Genomic DNA, 17,278 nt, shown 5'->3' with positions numbered 1-17,278 from the left:
CTGAACAGGAGGGACAGCTGATAGAAACAGAAGCCACTGGAGCACCTCAAAAACACCATCATACACTAAATCAGTAAGTTGGCAGCATCACCAACACCGCCAACACCAACCAGCAAGGTCGTATTGATGCCCTTTGGCCAGCAAAGCCGTTTGAAGCGGGTGACTATCGGGTGATTTTTAAAACCGGTCACTATTTTACGGCACATCAACAGCAGAGCTTCTTCCCGGAAATCCCGGTGGAATTCCATATCACCAATACCACGACCACCTATCACATTCCGTTACTGCTCAGCCAGTACGGTTATTCCACCTATCGCGGGAGCTGAAATAAATGAAACGTTTACTGCTGGCAGTGATGCTGACAACCGGACCTGCCGTGGCGCTCGCTGCTGAGCCCGCCACCGTTTATGACATGACCCAGGCGCTGAGCAATCAGCTGGCAACCGAGGCCTTGTCTGCCTGCCATAGCATGAATCGTCAGGGCGTAGTGGCGGTGGTGGATCGGGGCGGAAATCTGGTGACGCTGATGCGGGATGATAACGTGGGACCTCACAATACCCAGGCGGCCTGGCGTAAAGCGTTCACAGCGCTCTCCACCAAAACCCCCACCAGACAACTGACCATCAAGGCGCAATCATCACCGGAAAGCGCCAACCTGAACACGGTAAATGAGCTATTACTGCTGGGCGGCGGCGTACCGGTGCAATATCACGGCCAGTGGATCGGGGCTATCGGCATGGCGGGCACTGGCGGCGCAGAGTCCGACGATCAATGTGGCACCGAAGCAATTAACAAAGTGCTGGGCAACAGCAAACAACAGTAATAATCCTGCAGCGCGGCGGGTGTTATTGCTGTCAAACGCGGGGAAGAAACGCTTCCCCGCGCTGTATAAAACAGCCGCCGTCAGAATGTCTGATTTGTGCCAGAAGCGGACATAATCACTATTGCTGAACAATAATTGCTAACGGAGAAGGTGTCTAATGAACTACCGGGTGATTAACTTTTTAATGAAATAAAATTAACGGGAACTGCTTCGGTTAACCAAACCCCGTTTTCAGCCTGGAAAAATTTAAATCCATGCTGGTACATTCGCAGGGATTCAATCTCCAGCACTACTGGTTTACCGTAGCGCTGTCCGACAGCAATAGCCGTCCGGGTTTCCTGCGATAGATGCACATGGTGGCGTGAGCCTGCAATCAATCCTTGCTGAAAAATAGATTCAATGAAGCGTGTTGCAGTGCCATGGTAGAGGAGTTCTGGCGGTTCTTTTTCTCTATGCTGGAGATTTACGTCTGGTGCTGAGTGTCCCTGGGCGGCACGTATACGCTGGCCATCGTCGGACAGGGTAAACCGTTTCTTATCACTGCTATTCACTATTGTCTGAAGCAGTGCCAGGTCAAGTATGCGGCCTTCTTTCGCTGCGCCGGTAATCAAAGAGTTAATGTCTGCCCAGCCTTCTGCGTCGAGTTGCAATCCGATAGTGTGAGGCTCATGTCGCAAGATATAACTCAGGAACTTGCTTGTTTCGTTAAGTTGCTTGTTATTCATCATTAGCCTGCATGATTTTTAAGATTTAATTATAGCCTTTTTACTAGCCGGGAGCGGCTGTGCAAGTCTAAGTGAACGGAGCACGACTAACATTCGTTTTCACCAGAGCTGCCCCTGTTACCCCCTTTCTGCACTCACTTTACCTCACTTTTGCACCCATCGTGATGACTTACGGTCTACCTGCTCAGTACGTAATAACGCACCTCATACGAGATCGTATTGTGCTATTTCACTCGTATCAATTACTTTTCCAAATTGTATGGCGAATGCTTTAGCCGACAGCTTTTATTGTCTGGGGTAATGTCTGCTTTTCGCTCTTAGCGGACATTGGTTTTTACATTCTCTGCTTCGAGCGCTCGGTCGCGCTGCTGGTCTTTAATTGCTATTGCTGTCGCAATGCCATTGATGCCACTCTCCACGGCGGCTCTTTTGCAAAGCTCCCCGATAAAAGTGAGTAAATTCAGGCGCGCTGCCGCATGGCGGTTTTTTTTATGCCTGTCTCCGGGCATCAGGTATAACGTCCATTCTGCCAGACGTTCAAAGGCAGATGCTGCGTACATTTGATATTGCACTATTAAAAGGCAACATTTATTGAACGCTACAATCAACTCCGTATCCGGTTAACTTTCTGGCGCAGTGCAAGGGGATACGGTGAGCAACTTATGCGCCTTTCCGTAGTCCTTTAAGCAGTGCCTGTGTCGCACCCGAAGACTTTCCGGATGGCGAACAAACCAGCCCGAACTCACGGTGTATCGGCGGTGTCAGCGGTACTACGCACAGGTTGCGCAATTCGCCAGGCAGGGCTGATTCAGGTACAAGAGCGACCCCCATGCCCTCCGCGACCAGCTTACAGGCGCTGATCCAGTCGCGTACCGTCACGCGGATGTCAGATAGCTGCAAACCCGCCTTTTCCATCAGGCTTTTTCCATTAACTGCACATCCGCCTGTGGCCAGAATAAAAGGCTGGTCTGCCAGCGCCGCAAGCGTTATGCCATCAGTCCTGGCATGACGAGCCAGCAGGTTACTGGCCTGCATTACCGCTACCCAGGCATCCTGCCCTAATACACTATCTGCACGCCCCCGGTCAGGGTTCATTACCACCCCCAGCTCCACCATGTCTGCTGCAAGCCACGCCTCAACTTCCTCGTCCGAGCCTTCCAGAACGATCACGTCAATACCGGGATGCTGGCGCTTAAAGTCACGCAGCAGTCCGGGCAACAAGGTGGAAGTCACTGATGGAAAACTGGCCAGGCGAATGCGCCCGCCAGTTAACCCGCGGCTCTGGTCAGCCAGCACGCGGATGGCATTCAGCCCCGACAGCATGTTTCTCGCCTGTTCGATAACCTGCTCACCCAGCGCGGTGACACCGATATTTCGGCGTTCACGCGTAAAGACCGGAAAACCAAGTGAAGCCTCCAGCTGGGTGATAGCCTGGCTGGCACCGGACTGCGTCATCCCTGTCTCCTCTGCGGCACGCGAGATGTTGCGGGCATCCGCCACGGCAACCAGTAAGCGCCAGTGTAGTAGATTCATCATGATTATCAGTAGCCCAGCTAATAGTTGATTATTGAAGCATTAATTTTACAGCGCAGACAGCGTCAAATACAGTGAGTTCAGCACCGCGCAGGATGTTGCGCGACGGTTTTCAATTTAAGCGGAGATACAATGAAACTCTATTACGCCCCGAATACCTGTTCGTTATCACCGCACATCGTGCTGCGCGAACTGGAGCTTGAGTTTGAACTGGTTAAAGTAGACAACAAAAATAAGCTCACCGCTGACGGTCGTGACTTCCGCACCATTAACCCTAAAGGTTATGTCGCTGCACTTGAACTGGATGATGGGCAGATACTCACTGAAGGTCCGGCCATTGTGCAGTACCTCGCTGACAGTAAACCGGAAAAGGGTCTGGCTCCGCCAGCGAACAGTTGGGCTCGGGTGCGCCTGCAGGAATGGCTTAACTTTATCACCAGTGAGATACATGCTGGATCGGCACCGTTGTTCAATTCCACGCTGCCCGAAAACGTCAGAGCGATTTTTCGTGAGAAGCTATTCCGGCAGTTCGATTTCCTGCAGGTGACTCTCAACGAAAAAACTTATCTGACCGGGCCAACTTTCAGCGTTGCTGATGCCTATCTTTTCACGGTGCTGGGCTGGAGTAAGTTTTTCTCGATCGAGCTGCATCGCTGGCCTGCGTTGTCGGCATACAGGGATATGATCAGCGCCCGGCCGGCAGTACAGGCCGCATTACTTGCTGAATCGCCACAGTAAGGTTATCAATCGCTTATTACCGGACACGACTTCTGATGGCTGCAAAGCGTTTTGATTAAATCGACAGTGCTCTCATGCCCGTTTGCTATGTGCCAGAAGCGGACGTTATTCCGATAACAAAGAGCCGAACAACGACGAATATAATTAGCTAAACATCAGATTCTTAGTATATCAATGACGACTCTCAGTGCCGGCGACACATTGCGGTGAGGATAATAAAGGAATGAACCTTCCAGGCGCTGGCTGTAACGTGGCAACGCCCTGATAAGATTGCCTTGCTCTAAATCATCAGCGACCAGTTCCTCCGGGACATAAGCCAGCCCCAGCCCCAGTCTGGCTGCTTTTGCTTCCATGTAGCTATCGGAAAAGGCCCACTGACCTTGCGGTCGGTGCGTTATTTTTTTACCGTCCTGAAGGAGTTCCCACTGATAAAGGCTTCCATCGGCAAACTGGTAGGCGATACAAGGATGAATCACTAAGTCAGCCGGTGCTTGTGGAAAGCCATAGCGACGAAAATGCTCGGGCGTACCTACAACAACCATCTCCATGTCAGGTGTAATACGCACCGCGACCATACCCTGTCCTACCTCCGGTCCCAGCCGCACGCCAGCATCAAATCGCTCAGCGATAATATCGACGAACCGGCTTTCACTGATGAGTTCAAGCCTGATATCAGGATAACGTTGCTTAAATAGCGCCAGCTTCGGTAAAAGAATTTTATCAATGGCATGCTGGCTGGCATTGATGCGTACCGTACCGGACGGGGTGTTGCGGTAATAGGCCAGCGTGGCAAGCCCCGTATCTAAAGCATCAAATCCAGATTCTGCTGTCTGATACAGTTGCTCACCTGCCTGTGTTAACGACAGCCTGCGCGTAGTGCGAACCAGAAGCTGTATACCCAGCCTTTCTTCAAGTTCACGGACAGAACGACTAACACCTGATTGTGCAAGTCCAAGACGTTGTGCAGCTGCAGTGAAACTGCCCTCCCGCACCACCTGCATAAACAAGTAGAGCTCATTATAATTTTCCCGTTTCGCCATCTGCGCGTCCTCAGAATATCTGGCCGCAAAGGAAGACTGATGCAGCCCTTCATTTATAACAATATGCTATTAATCTTAGCAATTTCCCCCCTCTAATCAGCACTATTTTTGCTACCTATAATGAGCGCATTGCATCAAAGCACAGCAGTACTGTCCGTATGAAACCTGTACCTCAATTTTCATTTTCAGGGGAATTTAAATGAATGTTTTCACCAGAAAGCTGACAGCCGCGCTACCCGCCATGCTGCTATGCGCATCACTAAGTGGGGTTACAACAATGAGTTATGCTGATACATCTAATCCGAACTCGCCTGTTTCAATGGTAGAAAAATGGGATAAAACCTTTGCAGAGAGCGATAAGGTTGATCATCGCAAGGTGGCTTTCCAGAACCGTTACGGGATCACATTAGTAGGGGATCTTTACATCCCCAAAAATCGGGGCGAACGTAAACTGGCTGCGATTGCATTAAGTGGTCCTTTCGGTGCGGTCAAAGAGCAATCAAGCGGCCTGTATGCACAGACCCTGGCCGAACAGGGATTTGTTACGCTGGCATTCGATCCTTCTTACACGGGTGAAAGTGGCGGCTATCCGCGTAATGTCGCCTCTCCGGATATCAATACCGAGGACTTTAGCGCGGCGGTTGATTTCCTTGGACTACAAAAAGAAGTGGATCGCCATCGTATTGGATTACTCGGTATTTGCGGCTGGGGAGGCATGGCACTTAATGCGGCGGCGATGGATACACGCGTAAAAGCAGTTGCGACCAGCGTGATGTACGACATGAGCCGGGCGATGGGACATGGCGTTGGAGATGGCAAAGACCGTTATTCAACCGCCGATCGCCGTGCCGTATTACAGTACCTGAACGAGCAGCGCTGGAAAGATGCTGAAAGCGGAACGATCGCCCGCGGTAGTCACGATATTAATGTGGATAAGAATGGCAGCGTAAGCGCTTCTGAGCGAATACTGCCGGAAACATTACCCGCGAATCCACACCCGGTGCTGAAAGAGTTCTTTGATTATTACAGAATGCCGCGCGGCTTCCATGAGCGTTCTGTTAACTCTAATGGCGCATGGAATGCAACGATGCCCTTGTCATTTATGAACATGCCGCTGCTTAGCTACGCAAATGAAATCACCATTCCTGTGTTGATTGTTACAGGTGAAAAGGTGCACTCACGCTATTTTGCAGAAGATGCCTATAAAGCGGTTGGCAGCACTGAGAAAGAGCTTGTGATCGTCCCCGGCGCAAACCATGTGGACTTATATGACAACGCTGCCGGTAAGATCCCTTTTGCCCGGTTTGAACAGTTTTTCAAAACCAGCTTAAGATAAAAATGCGGCTCAGAATCGTTTAAAAGCCACCTGTAATACGCAGGTGGCTTTGATTCTGGATCTATCCCGACCTGATGTTACATAGAAATATTATGATATCGCACTTCATTCTCACCCACTCTAATCGTTATTACATGAATAGCGTTTATTTCGTTGATGCCTTAAGAAGATCGGGTGCTACTCAAAGGGCCAGATAATATTCATAATGCGTCATTAAACATCACAATAGATACGGGGGCGAGCCTGGCGGCAGAAGATAAATATTATAACAGGATACGCAATGGTATCCCGTCGACATTTCTACATTGTTCCGATTCTATTTTTTCCTACCGATCAGCGTCAGTTAAGGCTTAAGGATAACCTTGGTCCATCCCTCATCGCGATCGTCAAAGTGCTTATATCCCTCAGGCGCCTCAGCAAGCGAAAGACGGTGTGAGACTATGTCGCCCGGGCTGGCTTTACCCTGATGAATTAAACGGGCTAACTGACGATTATAGGCTTTGACGTTCGCCTGGCCGGTGCGGATTGACTGTCCTTTAAACCAGAAACTGCCGAAATCAAACGGCATCTTACCTTCTTTGGCAAGGTCTGATGCAGCTCCCGGATCCTGCGGGATAAACACGCCAACCACACCAATTCCCCCGGTTGCTTTGGTTGATGCAACGATGCTGTTCATGGTGACTGAATTGTCTTCATGGCCATGTTTGTTACAGCACTGATAGCCCACACATTCACAGCCACAGTCAGTGCCGCGTCCGTCAGTTAAGTCGAGAATTCTCTGCACGGCTTCATCGCCGGTTGCATTGATGCCCGTCGCCCCCATTTTCTCTGCCAGCGCTAAACGGTCCTGGTGTGTATCCACCACAAATACCTGTGAAGCGCCTTTTATCATGGCTGAGTGTGCGGCCATCAGACCCACCGGCCCCGCGCCGTAAATGGCTACGCTTTCACCAGGCTTTAATCCGGCGAGTTCTGTCGCATGCCAGCCGGTAGGGAAAATGTCAGAGAGCATCACATAATCATCTTCTTTTTCTACTGCATCAGGCGGAAGCACCAGGCAGTTAAAGTCTGCAAAGGGGACCCGAAGCAGTTCCGCCTGACCGCCTTCCCAGGCGCCCATTTCAGCAAAACCATAGGCCGCGCCCGCAGTACCGGGATTGGTGGTGAGACAAAAACCGGTCAGACCTTTTTCACAATTCTCGCAAAAACCGCATCCGACATTAAATGGCAGACAGACATAGTCACCGACCTTAACACGCTCCACTCCTGAGCCAATTTCAACCACCTCACCCAGGTTTTCGTGCCCCAAAATACGTCCCTGCTCAAAGCTGGTCCGACCCTCGTACATGTGCAAATCCGATCCACAAATATTGGTGGTGGTAATGCGGACAAGCACATCGGTGGGGCGAACAATTTTTGCATCCGGCACGTCTTTAACTTTTACATCATAGGGACCGTTGTAAATAACTGCTTTCATGATCTTCTCCTGCTTGCAGGCCGGAAAGGTGTGGCTGCCCGACCGGGTAAGTGTCAACTAAGCTTAGCTGCCATGATTGATAACGCGATCGACAGCACGGCAATCGGGAGGTTTCTTATCGGATACGTTGAGGAATGCTAGCCGGGGATGAAGGTCAAAGGCAGCCGGGAAAAGATCAGGATGATGCCACATCAAGCCGGGCGGCAGCAGCCGGTAGCGTTGCGGGAATATTTGCGTGAAACAGTTATCAATTATCTGCAGCAATCTCAGACACAGCCTGAAGGTAAAGACCCGATTTATCAAAGAGATGAATTGTCTTAAACCCGGCCAGTTTTTGCCTGATTCACTGCCAGAACCTTCTCAGAAAGGCACTTCCCGGTAGATACAGCGGTCGCTAAAACCCTGGACTCGCTTAGCCTGGCACCCTGGATATGGGTGTCTGTTTCCCTTTCTCTCTGCGCTACGTTAAGGCCGGAATAAAAAATATCGCTTCCGGGTCCCCGTCATCGAGATTGTCGACCTGACCGCTGGCGATAAATCCGGCGTTCAACAGCAGACGTTGCATTGGCAGGTTAGAACGATTGGTGGAGGTGAACAGCTTCGGGTGCTGGCAGCGGGACCTCAACGCTGCAATCAACGCCAGACCGATCCCCCTGCGGCGGTAATGTTCCCCTACCATCAGCATTTCAATAAAGCCGCAGCCGAAGAAATGATAGTTCAGCACGCCATATCCCATCGCTATCCCCTGCTGTTCGGCAATATAACAGACAGACTGGGCACACCAGCTGCGGATTTTCGCCGCACGTTTTGGCTGGTGCTGGGCAACAGAGTCGATAGTAATCAGGGATATAGCATCGTTTTCAGTGGCCAGGCGAACACGCATATTCAGTCTCCCTCTCTTTAATTGGCTGCAGTGCAGCCTTAATAAAACGGCAATCCCGAACAGATTTTTAATTTCATACGGGATTTTACAATCCCATAAGATGGTTCGTTAACCCTATTCATCCCACAGAGGCAGGGTTCATTTTCTGAAAGTTATCGTTAATCGGATAATGGGCCACCCTATCTCCACTTCATAAACCCATCATATTTGCCAAATTTAGTTATATGCAGGGTGACAGCATGTTCGCTTCACGCTCGTTGCTGCCGGATGAAGCTGTTGCAACTGCTTTTTCACAGCGACCTGTATTGACGCTTTGGGCAAACATCTGCGGCGGGTTAAAAAACTCTGTGCGGTGCACGGGGGACGCTTCGCCTGCCGATCGTCGTTTGACTCATTATGCTATATCAATCACTTTTTAATAACGGCGTACAGCAACGGCTCGGTTTGCTGTCAGTGGTAATACCCTCTGTATGTTGCTGCTAAAACGGGTTATATGAAACAAAACGGAGAAATGTATGAATGATAAGCACGTATTGCTGGTCGGTGCTGCCGGCGTAGTGGGCTTTGCCGCTCATGATTCCTTCCATAACGCGGGCTGGCAAATCACTACCCTTGGGCGTTCGCCGCACAGCCCTCACCCTTCTCCTCATATCAGCGCTGACCTGACCTCTTCCGAAAATCTTAATCAACACCGGGAAGCGTTTGAAACGGTGACGCACATTTTTTATGCGGCATTGCGCCAGGATCCCAATCCAGGCGTGGAGGCGGATATCAATGCGCTGATGTTTGAAAATCTCATCGGCGCGGTACGCTCGTCAGGCAATTCGCTGAAACATATTATCTTTATTCAGGGCGGAAAGGTTTATGGTGCCCATCTGGGCGTTTACCGCACCCCGGCGCGGGAAGAGGACAGCCGTCATTTTCCGCCGAACCTCTATTTCCGGCATGAGGACTATGCGAGAAAGATTGGCGATGAAGGCATCGGCTGGACTGCACTGCGCCCGGATATTGTCATCGGTCACTCATTCGGATCGCCGATGAACCTGGGAAATTTAATCGGCGTGTACGGTACAATCTGCCGCGAAACGGCAACCGCCCTGCATTTTCCCGGCCCGGATGACGCTTATCGCAATACTCTGGTGAACATCACTGACAGCCGCATCCTCGGTGAAAGCGCTGTCTGGGCCACCGAAAATGCCAGATTCGGCGCGTTCAATATCACCAATGGCGACGTGTTTCGCTGGTGTCACGTCTGGCCGAAACTGGCTGACTGGTTTGGCGTTCCGGTTGGCGAGGCGCAGCCTGTTTCGCTTAGCGAACGTCTCAGCGCGCTTAAGCCTCTCTGGTCATCCATCGCCGACAAGGCGCATCTGCAGGAGCGAGATATCGACAAACTGGCGTTAGGTGGATTTGGTGACTTTATCTTCCATGTTAAGAAAGACGCCATCTTTGACGTCACCAAAGCGCGTCAGGCAGGGTTTGACGCCATGATCAAGCGCTCTGATGAGGTGTTGATTGAACATCTGGACGCGATGCGAAGCAGCAAACTTATTCCCTGATTTCTCATGCAGCCTGTCGTCTGGCAGGCTGCCGGCCTGCTCTCCAGGCCCGTTTGGATACGGCGGAAGATTACACCAACCCATGGTTCCGGAAGCCAGGCGCACAGGGATGCGGTCCACCTGACAGCTACGCCGGATAAATGTTCGCTCTGTGCCGGAAGCGGACACGAATGTTTGCCTTAATCGATGTGAACTGATTTCACGCCAGCGCCGAAAGGTATTCCGGCGTGATTTGAGAAATGCGTCGGTGGCCATGCTGTCAAATGAAAATTTGAGGGAGTAAAACGCTTAGTCAAAGATGGAAATAATGAGTCTGAATCCGCGGATTACTCACTGAGTTTTCTTATCTGCATTGTTGATTGGCGTATCCTGGTTGACCCAATCTATCATCTACGGAGCCCAGCGTTCGCCCTCAACTGAAATAAGGCCGTTGCGCTTTCGATCTTCGTTAATACCCTTTGCGTCAGCTTCACCTGGGTTGCAGTGATATTCTCTGCCAGCCTGGTAGCAGAGGGGGGGTCCATGTTAAATAGAGATTTACCGTGCTCACCAATAAATGCATCAAGGTAAACCAGGGATCTGATTTGTCGGGAATGGCATCCGCCACCGCCGTGATAATGAGTCCTCCATACGAATGGTCAACCAGTACGAGGTCACCTAATCCTTCAAAAGCAATAACGTTAAGCACACCCCTTATAGGAGTGGATCTATTTATGGCGGGTGAAGCCAGATGTGAGCGCTCCCCCGATCCTGTTAAAGTGGGTGTGAATACGTCATGCCCTGTTGCGCGCTAAATTCGGGCGACGCGTGAATAGCCTCAGCCACCGTGCAGTATATAAATGTTGTGCTTATCACTGAGCGTCTCCATTTACCGCTGCAGACGTCATGAACGCTGACAAATCGCGATTAAAGCGTGGCGCTTCTTCCAGAAATGGAGCATGTCCGGAGTTTGCATAAAGTTTCGTCTGGACGTGGTCATTAAGTTCGCGTGCGCGGGCGATGCTCGGTTGTACCTTCACAAGTTGATCCTTGCCGCCATAAATCATCAAAACGGGAACTCTCGCCTTAGGCAAACCTTCAGCAGCAGCGACGGTCATTGATGGCGTTGTGCGTGTCATAACCCAGGAAGCCATAGCGGCACTGGAAAGCAATAACTCACGGGTCACAGCGTCAGGCTGAGTATGGAAACATAAACTCAGGAAAGCCCTCTCGGCTTCAAGATGCGTACGGACGTCGTCAGAGGCCAGACCTGCATAGACCTCCGGATGCGGTGTAATCAGTGCTGCGTTCAGCTCAATCACCCCATCCACGTACATGACACCACTGATACCTGCGTCGCCATAAGCTGCGAGATAGTTTGACATGACAACGCCACCCAGTGACCAGCCAACCAGTACCGGACGACGGGCTCCCGTTGATTTGAGGACGGCAGCCAAATCGTCAGCATAGTGACGTCCATTCCTGTAAGCCTCGGCATCTTCTGGTTTACCTGACATCCCGTGCCCACGCAGATCATAAGTGATCATTCGGTAGTTTTGCAGTTCAGGGCTATTGACCTGTTTTTCCCAGTTGAGACGACTGCCTAATAATCCGTGAATAAAAATAATGGCAGGCCCGGTTGGATTACCCGATTCCTGCACGGCGATTTTTACGCCATCGGGCGCGGTGACCGTATAGTGTTTTTCACTGGCGCTGGCCAGTGAAGATAGCGTTGTCAGCAGTAGAATTAGTAAGGCAGTTCCCCACGTCCTGAATCGGTAAGGTTTGTTCATTTATTCACTCCGTTAAGTTAAAAACGAAGTGTAGGACGCCGGTATTGGACATACTATGATATGTTGTCCATATAATTTGATTAATCGTCCAAAAAAGATAAATGGCAACTTCTCAGAATGGTCGCTCAAGTGAATTAATCAGCCAGTTACTCCATGACATGCACCTTAAGGGCGTGCAGTTCAGCAAAATAAATGTCCCTGAGTCTAAAGGAATAGGTTTTACCAACGTCACCGGAAGAGGACAGTTCCATTTTGTAGGCTACGGCCCTGTCTGGTTGAGCAGCCCGGGGGGCGAGATCTATAAGCTAGACACCGGTGATGCTGTTCTGCTTCCTCATGGAGGGCCACATGCCGTGTTTGAATCCTCTGACATTGCCAGGTGCAGGGTGCTGTATTTTGATCCGGCAAACAAACCCGACAAAGATGCTTTAGTCGCAGAGGATGCAAAACCGGTGATGTTCAGCTGCTGTATGGATTTCGATCTTGGTGGCATGCAGCCCCTGATGTCTGCGATGCCAGAGCTTTTGCTGGTCAGTATGCTGACGGAAAAGTCCCCTGAGCTCCAGCCAATGCTTGATGCCATGGAACGCGAAACAATGAGCGAACAGGCCGGGAGTGCCGGAATACTTGCACGGCTGGCTGAGGTTGTAGCGGCTCTTATCGTTCGCGGATGGGTGGCTGGCGGGTGTGACGACGCAACGGGATGGGTAGGAGCCATGAACGATCCCCGACTCAGCCGTGCTATTTTTATGATGCACAAAAATCCGGGTAAAAACTGGACTACCGCTGAACTTGCTAAGGAGGCTGGCCAGTCACGCTCAGGTTTCAGTCAGCATTTTCTGGCAGCAACGGGCACTTCACCGCTTAGATATCTTACTGATCTCAGAATGCGCTTAGCCATGCATTGCCTCCGTCGTGAACATACACCCGTTGAGGTCGTGGCTGCCAACATGGGGTATGGCTCACTGGCGGCTTTCAGCCGCGCCTTCAAACGCACCACGGGAGTATCACCTGGCGCAGTCAGAGGTTCTTTTTCCAGCGACAATAGTTGAGTTCACGATAAGAGAATAACGCGCGTACTAAGGCATCGGGGCAGCGTTTCGGTCGTCCGCCTGCGCCGGATTACGAACAAAAGAAAGAGGTCTTGCTGCGGCTTAGTGAAAGGAAAAGCATCCGTTCGATCGCCCGCAAATTCAACCCTACACGGCAGGCCATTCTCAGAGTAAAAGCGGCAATGGAAGGCGCTGATGCTCGCTCGTGAGCGACTGTTACAGTGCACGTCCGCTTTGTGCCAGCAGCGGACGTTGATACAGTTTGATTGCCCGTCAAAGAAGAAACGTGCATGGTGGTAAAACAGCCGCATCAAGTATGCTAAAACCAGGAGAAGTGATGACTGTTCAGCAAGCGCCTCGACTTGAAACAGAACGATTGATTTTAAAACAATTTACGCTCGATGAGTTTCCAACGCTTATGGCGTGCTGGAGCACTCCTGAAATGGCTAAAATTAATGGCGGTGAAAATCCAACAGCAGAAATGGTTTGGACCCGCTTATTACGTTATATCGGGCACTGGCATGCGTTAGGGTATGGCTATTGGGCAGTGTTTGAGAAAACAACAGGTCGTTATGCTGGTTCGTTTGGTTTCCAGGATGCTCATCGTGATATCACACCTGAGTTAAAATACCCTGAAGCTGGATGGACGTTGGTTCCTGAGGTTCGTGGCAAAGGTTATGCGTCTGAAGCACTGGCCGCAGTTTTACTATGGGCCGACCAGACATTTTCATCCCCAGTATGTTGTATCATTGACGAAGAAAATAAACGTTCAAATTATCTGGCTGAGCGTTTTGGTTTCCAGTTTCAAGATTATGTTAACTATCGCGGCAAGCAGGTACGCATGCTTATACGCCAGTAAGTAATCAATCCATAAATACAATTTTTTAGCAGGTCATTTGAGGAATTAGCCATTAAAGATCTTCGTCGCTTCTGATTAGTAAGAATCTGATTGGCCCTTTCATTCCGATGCGCTCTTGACCCCTGTTGCAAACGGAATGTCCGCTTCTCGCTCAGAGCGGACTACGCCGCGCAAGCATGTCCGCTCTGTGCCAGAAGCGGCACCTCACAAAGCTGAGTCTTTTCCTGAGATGGAGTCAGTCAAAAATAGCGCTGAAACGGCGGTAAAATAAGTTGTGATTAAGTGGCAGTTATTTACTCAATTTTTTATTGAAAAAAAAGCAGCATGTCGAAAAAAACTGATTCAAACGTTTTATGAAGCGCTGAACGGCAGGGTGTTAAAAAATGTATCATTTTTAGTTTTAAAAGAAATTTATCTAAACCAGCTAAAAGATTTAATTTAAATTTTGCGTCATATTAATGCCGGTAATATGAAAGCCATTGTTATGATACAGTGCTTTGGCTGAGGCATTGTTCGGGGCTACTCTAAGTCCGACGTCATTGATGCCCATTTCTTTCAGCACTGTTTTCATTACGTTCAAGGCCAAACCGCCGAATCCACGACTGCGCCAGTCGGGATAAATGTAGAAATCACTTATCCACGCTGATGACCCGGTGAGGGACAGCCACAGAATGCCAATAATCTCTTCTGGTTCATCAAGCTGTTGAATACACCACAGCTGATTAGCTGGAGTCGCAACGCCTTTAGTTAACACGGCATCAATAGATTCTATGGCTTTGGCTCGTGCTTTTTCAGGGCGATATTCCCGATTTCTTTGTAGATCCTGCGCATATTCATTGATGAAAAGAGAACGATAACTTTCGAATTCTTCTTCATTCATATCCCTCAGAGTAATCATGCTCTCTTCCTGATTAGGTAATTATGCACTGAAGATATCACCTGAAAGCGGGTTTTCAAGCGTCTCTGTTAAAAGAATTTTTTCTACCAATATCGACCACCGCTGATAATGTTGATATTTCAGAATAACCAGCAAAACTACACCAACTCATCATTACTAAGGTCCGCCCTTCGCTTATATCAGGCCGCTTTGTGCAACAAGAAAACGTTGTCTACGGAACGGTAGCATTTCGATTATTCAGCTCATTAACGTGCGAACCGGCGCGAACCGATGACGCTGAGAATGATCCCCAGCGTCACCAGCAGCATCAAAGGACTCACCGTTTCCGAAAGCAGTAAGGCGGAAAGCCCGAGGCCAAAAAACGGCTGCAGCAACTGCAACTGACTTACAGCCGTAATGCCACCGGTAGCTAATCCTTTGTACCAGAAAATGAAGCCGATCAGCATGCTGAAAAGGGAGACATAGCCCAGCGCCAGCCAGCTCTCGATGGTTATGGCATTGATATTTTCTGGCATTGTTACGCAGGCAGCCATCAGCATCAGCGGCAGAGAAATAATCAGTGCCCAACAGATGACCTGCCATCCACCAAGCTCACGTGAAAGCCGGGCACCCTCAGCATAACCCAGCCCGCAGACGAGCACGGAAGCCAGCATCAGCAGGTCACCGAACAGCGAAACCGAAGCATTTTGCGACAGAGCATATCCGCCCACTAACAGACTGCCCAATGCGGAAAATATCCAGAATGGCAGTCGTGGTCGTTCTCCTGCTCTGATCACGCCAAAAACAGCCGTCGCCAACGGCAGCAGTCCGAGAAATACAACTGAATGGGAGGAGGTTATATGCTGCAGTGCTATAGCTGTCAGCAGCGGAAAACCGATCACTACACCAGCCGCAACAATTATTAATGAGAACACCTGATTGCGCTGAGGAGGTTTCTGCCTGAAGAGCAAAAGCAGTGCAATCGCCAATACGCCGGCAACAGAGGCCCGCATGAAAGTCAGAAAAAAAGGACTCATATCCTGAACGGCCAGGCGTGTAGCCGGAAGTGATCCGCTGAATATCAGCACACCCAGAAAACCATTAATCCAGCCGGACAGCGAACCAGAATTAGCGTTATTTAAATCATTTGTCGCCACGACATCCCTCTCCTCAAGTGCTTATATCATCAGCCCGACTGTAAATTGACAGTTCCTATGCTAAGCCCCATGATTCATGACAATCAAAAAATTGTCATAGGTACAATTCATGAGGGTGCGCTATAAAGCTGTCGTGGATGAATATGCCGCTGCGATCCGAAACGGCAGCCTTCCTGCCGGTGCACGGCTTCCAACCCACAGGGCACTCTCAGTGGATAAAGGCATCTCCCTTGCCACTGCAACCCGCGTTTACGCAGAGCTGGAAGCTATTGGTCTGGTGCGGGGAGAAACAGGCCGTGGCACCTTTGTCCGGGATATCTCGTTACCTGCCGGCCAGGGTATTGATCAGCTGGCATTGGCTGCTGATGTGCTGGATCTCAACTTTAACTACCCTTCCCTGCCAGACCAGAAGGAGCAACTGCGCGATTCAATGCGCCAGCTGGCCGCCACTGGCGATCTCGAATCGTTGCTGCGTTATCACCCTCACGCCGGAAGAAAAACCGATCGGGATATCATCGCGACATGGCTGGCAACCGCCGGTATTGCGGCATCTGCGGATGACTTGCTGATTGTGAACGGTGCACAGCACGGTCTTACCGTCGCAGTGATGGGTTTGCTGAAACCCGGTGATGTGGTCGCTGTGGATGCACTGACCTATCCTGGTTTTAAAGCACTGGCCACGCTTTATCATCTGGAGCTTGTGCCCATACCCACCGGCGTGAGCGGCCCTGACCTGACCGCACTCCGGCAAATCTGCCAAAGCAGGCGCGTCCGGGCGATCTACACAATGCCCACGCTGCATAACCCCCTGGGCTGGGTGCTGAGCCACGCCCAGCGTAGTGAGCTCGCCCGTATTACCCGGGAATTTGATTTACTTGTGATAGAGGACGCGGCCTACGCTTTTCTGGTCAGTCGCCCACCACCCCCGCTGGCCTGTTATGCGCCTGAAAGGACGGTCTACGTTACCGGCTTTGCTAAAAATATTGCCACCGGCCTGCGTGTCGGCGTGGTGGTCTCTCCGGCTGGAATGCGACAACCTCTCGAACGCGCTATCCGGGCCACGACATGGAATACACCCGCCCTTATGGTTGCGATGGTTTGTGGCTGGATTAAGGATGGAACGATAAGAAAACTGGAATCAATGAAGCGGCGCGATGCCCGACAGCGTCAGGCCATTGCGCGCGAGATAATGGGTGACGGCCAGTGGATAAGCCATGCCAGCGCTTATTTCATCTGGCTGCCCTTACCCGCAGAGGTCAGGGCTGAACGAATTTTGCATCGATTAATGGACCAGCAGATATCAGTTTCAACCGCCGAGCCATTCAGTACATCATCAAATGTGCCGCACGCCATACGCCTCGCGCTCGGCTCGGTCAGCCTGGACAGGCTCCGGCTTGCCCTCACTGCGGTGAAGGAAACCATCAATTATGAAAAAGACATCTAGATA

Annotated in this window: 17 protein-coding genes and 2 pseudogenes; 10 read left to right on the top strand and 9 right to left on the bottom strand. The window is 50.6% G+C overall.

Features of this window, described 5'->3' with window-relative positions; translation table 11 throughout:
- Positions 1 to 92: 92 nt before the first annotated feature.
- Both uraH and FHW04_RS20940 read left to right on the top strand, forming a co-directional pair.
- Positions 93 to 326 (top strand): annotated as a pseudogene (gene uraH, locus FHW04_RS20945) (hydroxyisourate hydrolase); the annotation flags it as partial.
- Between the two features lie 5 nt (positions 327 to 331).
- Positions 332 to 823: a GlcG/HbpS family heme-binding protein gene (locus FHW04_RS20940; RefSeq protein ID WP_031374395.1), complete on the top strand. Its 492-nt coding sequence runs from the start codon at positions 332 to 334 to the stop codon at positions 821 to 823.
- A gap of 173 nt (positions 824 to 996) precedes the next feature.
- Here FHW04_RS20940 and FHW04_RS20935 read toward each other — a convergent pair whose 3' ends face one another.
- The 3 genes from FHW04_RS20935 to FHW04_RS20925 form a co-directional block, all read right to left on the bottom strand.
- Positions 997 to 1,548: an RNA 2'-phosphotransferase gene (locus FHW04_RS20935; RefSeq protein WP_031374394.1), complete on the bottom strand. Its 552-nt coding sequence runs from the start codon at positions 1,546 to 1,548 to the stop codon at positions 997 to 999.
- A gap of 317 nt (positions 1,549 to 1,865) precedes the next feature.
- The gene (locus FHW04_RS20930) at positions 1,866 to 2,156 is read right to left on the bottom strand and encodes a hypothetical protein (protein ID WP_128088312.1); all 291 of its coding nucleotides are present in this window, start codon (positions 2,154 to 2,156) and stop codon (positions 1,866 to 1,868) included.
- A 52-nt stretch (positions 2,157 to 2,208) separates the two neighbouring features.
- A complete protein-coding gene (locus tag FHW04_RS20925; protein WP_089562309.1) occupies positions 2,209 to 3,084 on the bottom strand; it encodes a LysR family transcriptional regulator in 876 nt (291 codons plus the stop codon).
- 129 nt (positions 3,085 to 3,213) lie between these two features.
- Here FHW04_RS20925 and gstA point away from each other — a divergent pair, with 129 nt between their 5' ends.
- Positions 3,214 to 3,819 carry a glutathione transferase GstA gene (gene gstA / locus FHW04_RS20920; protein WP_089562308.1) on the top strand — a complete coding sequence of 202 codons (606 nt, stop codon included), beginning with the start codon at positions 3,214 to 3,216 and terminating at the stop codon, positions 3,817 to 3,819.
- 155 nt (positions 3,820 to 3,974) lie between these two features.
- Here the strand turns inward: gstA and FHW04_RS20915 are convergent, their stop codons facing one another.
- Complete coding sequence (locus FHW04_RS20915; RefSeq protein WP_089562307.1) at positions 3,975 to 4,859, bottom strand: LysR family transcriptional regulator; 885 nt, start codon at positions 4,857 to 4,859, stop codon at positions 3,975 to 3,977.
- Positions 4,860 to 5,058: 199 nt separating this feature from the next.
- On the opposite strand from FHW04_RS20915, the gene FHW04_RS20910 reads away from it, so the two are divergent.
- Positions 5,059 to 6,195, top strand: coding sequence for an alpha/beta hydrolase (locus FHW04_RS20910; protein WP_089562306.1), 1,137 nt, complete (start codon positions 5,059 to 5,061; stop codon positions 6,193 to 6,195).
- A gap of 343 nt (positions 6,196 to 6,538) precedes the next feature.
- On the opposite strand, the gene FHW04_RS20905 is transcribed toward FHW04_RS20910, so the two are convergent.
- On the bottom strand, positions 6,539 to 7,672 hold the full coding sequence (locus tag FHW04_RS20905) for a glutathione-independent formaldehyde dehydrogenase (RefSeq protein ID WP_089562305.1): 1,134 nt from the start codon (positions 7,670 to 7,672) through the stop codon (positions 6,539 to 6,541).
- 147 nt (positions 7,673 to 7,819) lie between these two features.
- On the opposite strand from FHW04_RS20905, the gene FHW04_RS20900 reads away from it, so the two are divergent.
- Complete coding sequence (locus FHW04_RS20900; protein ID WP_158087064.1) at positions 7,820 to 7,993, top strand: hypothetical protein; 174 nt, start codon at positions 7,820 to 7,822, stop codon at positions 7,991 to 7,993.
- 139 nt (positions 7,994 to 8,132) lie between these two features.
- Here FHW04_RS20900 and FHW04_RS20895 read toward each other — a convergent pair whose 3' ends face one another.
- Positions 8,133 to 8,555, bottom strand: a complete 423-nt coding sequence (locus tag FHW04_RS20895; protein WP_031374389.1) for a GNAT family N-acetyltransferase — start codon at positions 8,553 to 8,555, stop codon at positions 8,133 to 8,135.
- A gap of 515 nt (positions 8,556 to 9,070) precedes the next feature.
- Between FHW04_RS20895 and FHW04_RS20890 the strand changes: the two genes are divergently transcribed.
- Positions 9,071 to 10,114: an NAD-dependent epimerase/dehydratase family protein gene (locus FHW04_RS20890; protein ID WP_089562304.1), complete on the top strand. Its 1,044-nt coding sequence runs from the start codon at positions 9,071 to 9,073 to the stop codon at positions 10,112 to 10,114.
- An 851-nt stretch (positions 10,115 to 10,965) separates the two neighbouring features.
- On the opposite strand, the gene FHW04_RS20885 is transcribed toward FHW04_RS20890, so the two are convergent.
- Entirely contained in the window at positions 10,966 to 11,886 is a 921-nt protein-coding gene (locus FHW04_RS20885) for an alpha/beta fold hydrolase (protein ID WP_069729167.1), read from the bottom strand.
- 101 nt (positions 11,887 to 11,987) lie between these two features.
- Here FHW04_RS20885 and FHW04_RS20880 point away from each other — a divergent pair, with 101 nt between their 5' ends.
- From FHW04_RS20880 to FHW04_RS20870, 3 genes and pseudogenes are all read left to right on the top strand, one after another.
- On the top strand, positions 11,988 to 12,938 hold the full coding sequence (locus tag FHW04_RS20880) for an AraC family transcriptional regulator (protein ID WP_089562303.1): 951 nt from the start codon (positions 11,988 to 11,990) through the stop codon (positions 12,936 to 12,938).
- A 62-nt stretch (positions 12,939 to 13,000) separates the two neighbouring features.
- Positions 13,001 to 13,147: pseudogene (locus FHW04_RS20875) on the top strand (recombinase family protein); the annotation flags it as partial.
- A 128-nt stretch (positions 13,148 to 13,275) separates the two neighbouring features.
- The gene (locus tag FHW04_RS20870; RefSeq protein WP_089562302.1) at positions 13,276 to 13,797 is read left to right on the top strand and encodes a GNAT family N-acetyltransferase; all 522 of its coding nucleotides are present in this window, start codon (positions 13,276 to 13,278) and stop codon (positions 13,795 to 13,797) included.
- Positions 13,798 to 14,230: 433 nt separating this feature from the next.
- Here the strand turns inward: FHW04_RS20870 and FHW04_RS20865 are convergent, their stop codons facing one another.
- Positions 14,231 to 14,695, bottom strand: a complete 465-nt coding sequence (locus FHW04_RS20865) for a GNAT family N-acetyltransferase (protein WP_089562301.1) — start codon at positions 14,693 to 14,695, stop codon at positions 14,231 to 14,233.
- Positions 14,696 to 14,940: 245 nt separating this feature from the next.
- On the bottom strand, positions 14,941 to 15,831 hold the full coding sequence (locus FHW04_RS20860; protein ID WP_094106447.1) for a DMT family transporter: 891 nt from the start codon (positions 15,829 to 15,831) through the stop codon (positions 14,941 to 14,943).
- Positions 15,832 to 15,940: 109 nt separating this feature from the next.
- On the opposite strand from FHW04_RS20860, the gene FHW04_RS20855 reads away from it, so the two are divergent.
- The gene (locus tag FHW04_RS20855) at positions 15,941 to 17,275 is read left to right on the top strand and encodes a PLP-dependent aminotransferase family protein (RefSeq protein WP_089562300.1); all 1,335 of its coding nucleotides are present in this window, start codon (positions 15,941 to 15,943) and stop codon (positions 17,273 to 17,275) included.
- Positions 17,276 to 17,278: the final 3 nt, after the last annotated feature.

The sequence above is a fragment of the Pantoea sp. AN62 genome (assembly GCF_050432985.1).
Lineage (GTDB): Bacteria > Pseudomonadota > Gammaproteobacteria > Enterobacterales > Enterobacteriaceae > Pantoea > Pantoea brenneri.
Note: the sequence above shows the minus strand (reverse complement) of the source record. Positions and strands in the feature narration are given on the sequence as shown.

Coding starts and splice junctions, on each gene's coding strand:
- FHW04_RS20940 (WP_031374395.1), top strand. CDS start 332: ATGAAACGTTTACTGCTGGCAGTGATGCTGACAACCGGACCTGCCGTG.
- FHW04_RS20935 (WP_031374394.1), bottom strand. CDS start 1,548: ATGAATAACAAGCAACTTAACGAAACAAGCAAGTTCCTGAGTTATATC.
- FHW04_RS20925 (WP_089562309.1), bottom strand. CDS start 3,084: ATGATGAATCTACTACACTGGCGCTTACTGGTTGCCGTGGCGGATGCC.
- gstA (WP_089562308.1), top strand. CDS start 3,214: ATGAAACTCTATTACGCCCCGAATACCTGTTCGTTATCACCGCACATC.
- FHW04_RS20915 (WP_089562307.1), bottom strand. CDS start 4,859: ATGGCGAAACGGGAAAATTATAATGAGCTCTACTTGTTTATGCAGGTG.
- FHW04_RS20910 (WP_089562306.1), top strand. CDS start 5,059: ATGAATGTTTTCACCAGAAAGCTGACAGCCGCGCTACCCGCCATGCTG.
- FHW04_RS20905 (WP_089562305.1), bottom strand. CDS start 7,672: ATGAAAGCAGTTATTTACAACGGTCCCTATGATGTAAAAGTTAAAGAC.
- FHW04_RS20900 (WP_158087064.1), top strand. CDS start 7,820: ATGAAGGTCAAAGGCAGCCGGGAAAAGATCAGGATGATGCCACATCAA.
- FHW04_RS20895 (WP_031374389.1), bottom strand. CDS start 8,555: ATGCGTGTTCGCCTGGCCACTGAAAACGATGCTATATCCCTGATTACT.
- FHW04_RS20890 (WP_089562304.1), top strand. CDS start 9,071: ATGAATGATAAGCACGTATTGCTGGTCGGTGCTGCCGGCGTAGTGGGC.
- FHW04_RS20885 (WP_069729167.1), bottom strand. CDS start 11,886: ATGAACAAACCTTACCGATTCAGGACGTGGGGAACTGCCTTACTAATT.
- FHW04_RS20880 (WP_089562303.1), top strand. CDS start 11,988: ATGGCAACTTCTCAGAATGGTCGCTCAAGTGAATTAATCAGCCAGTTA.
- FHW04_RS20870 (WP_089562302.1), top strand. CDS start 13,276: ATGACTGTTCAGCAAGCGCCTCGACTTGAAACAGAACGATTGATTTTA.
- FHW04_RS20865 (WP_089562301.1), bottom strand. CDS start 14,695: ATGATTACTCTGAGGGATATGAATGAAGAAGAATTCGAAAGTTATCGT.
- FHW04_RS20855 (WP_089562300.1), top strand. CDS start 15,941: ATGAGGGTGCGCTATAAAGCTGTCGTGGATGAATATGCCGCTGCGATC.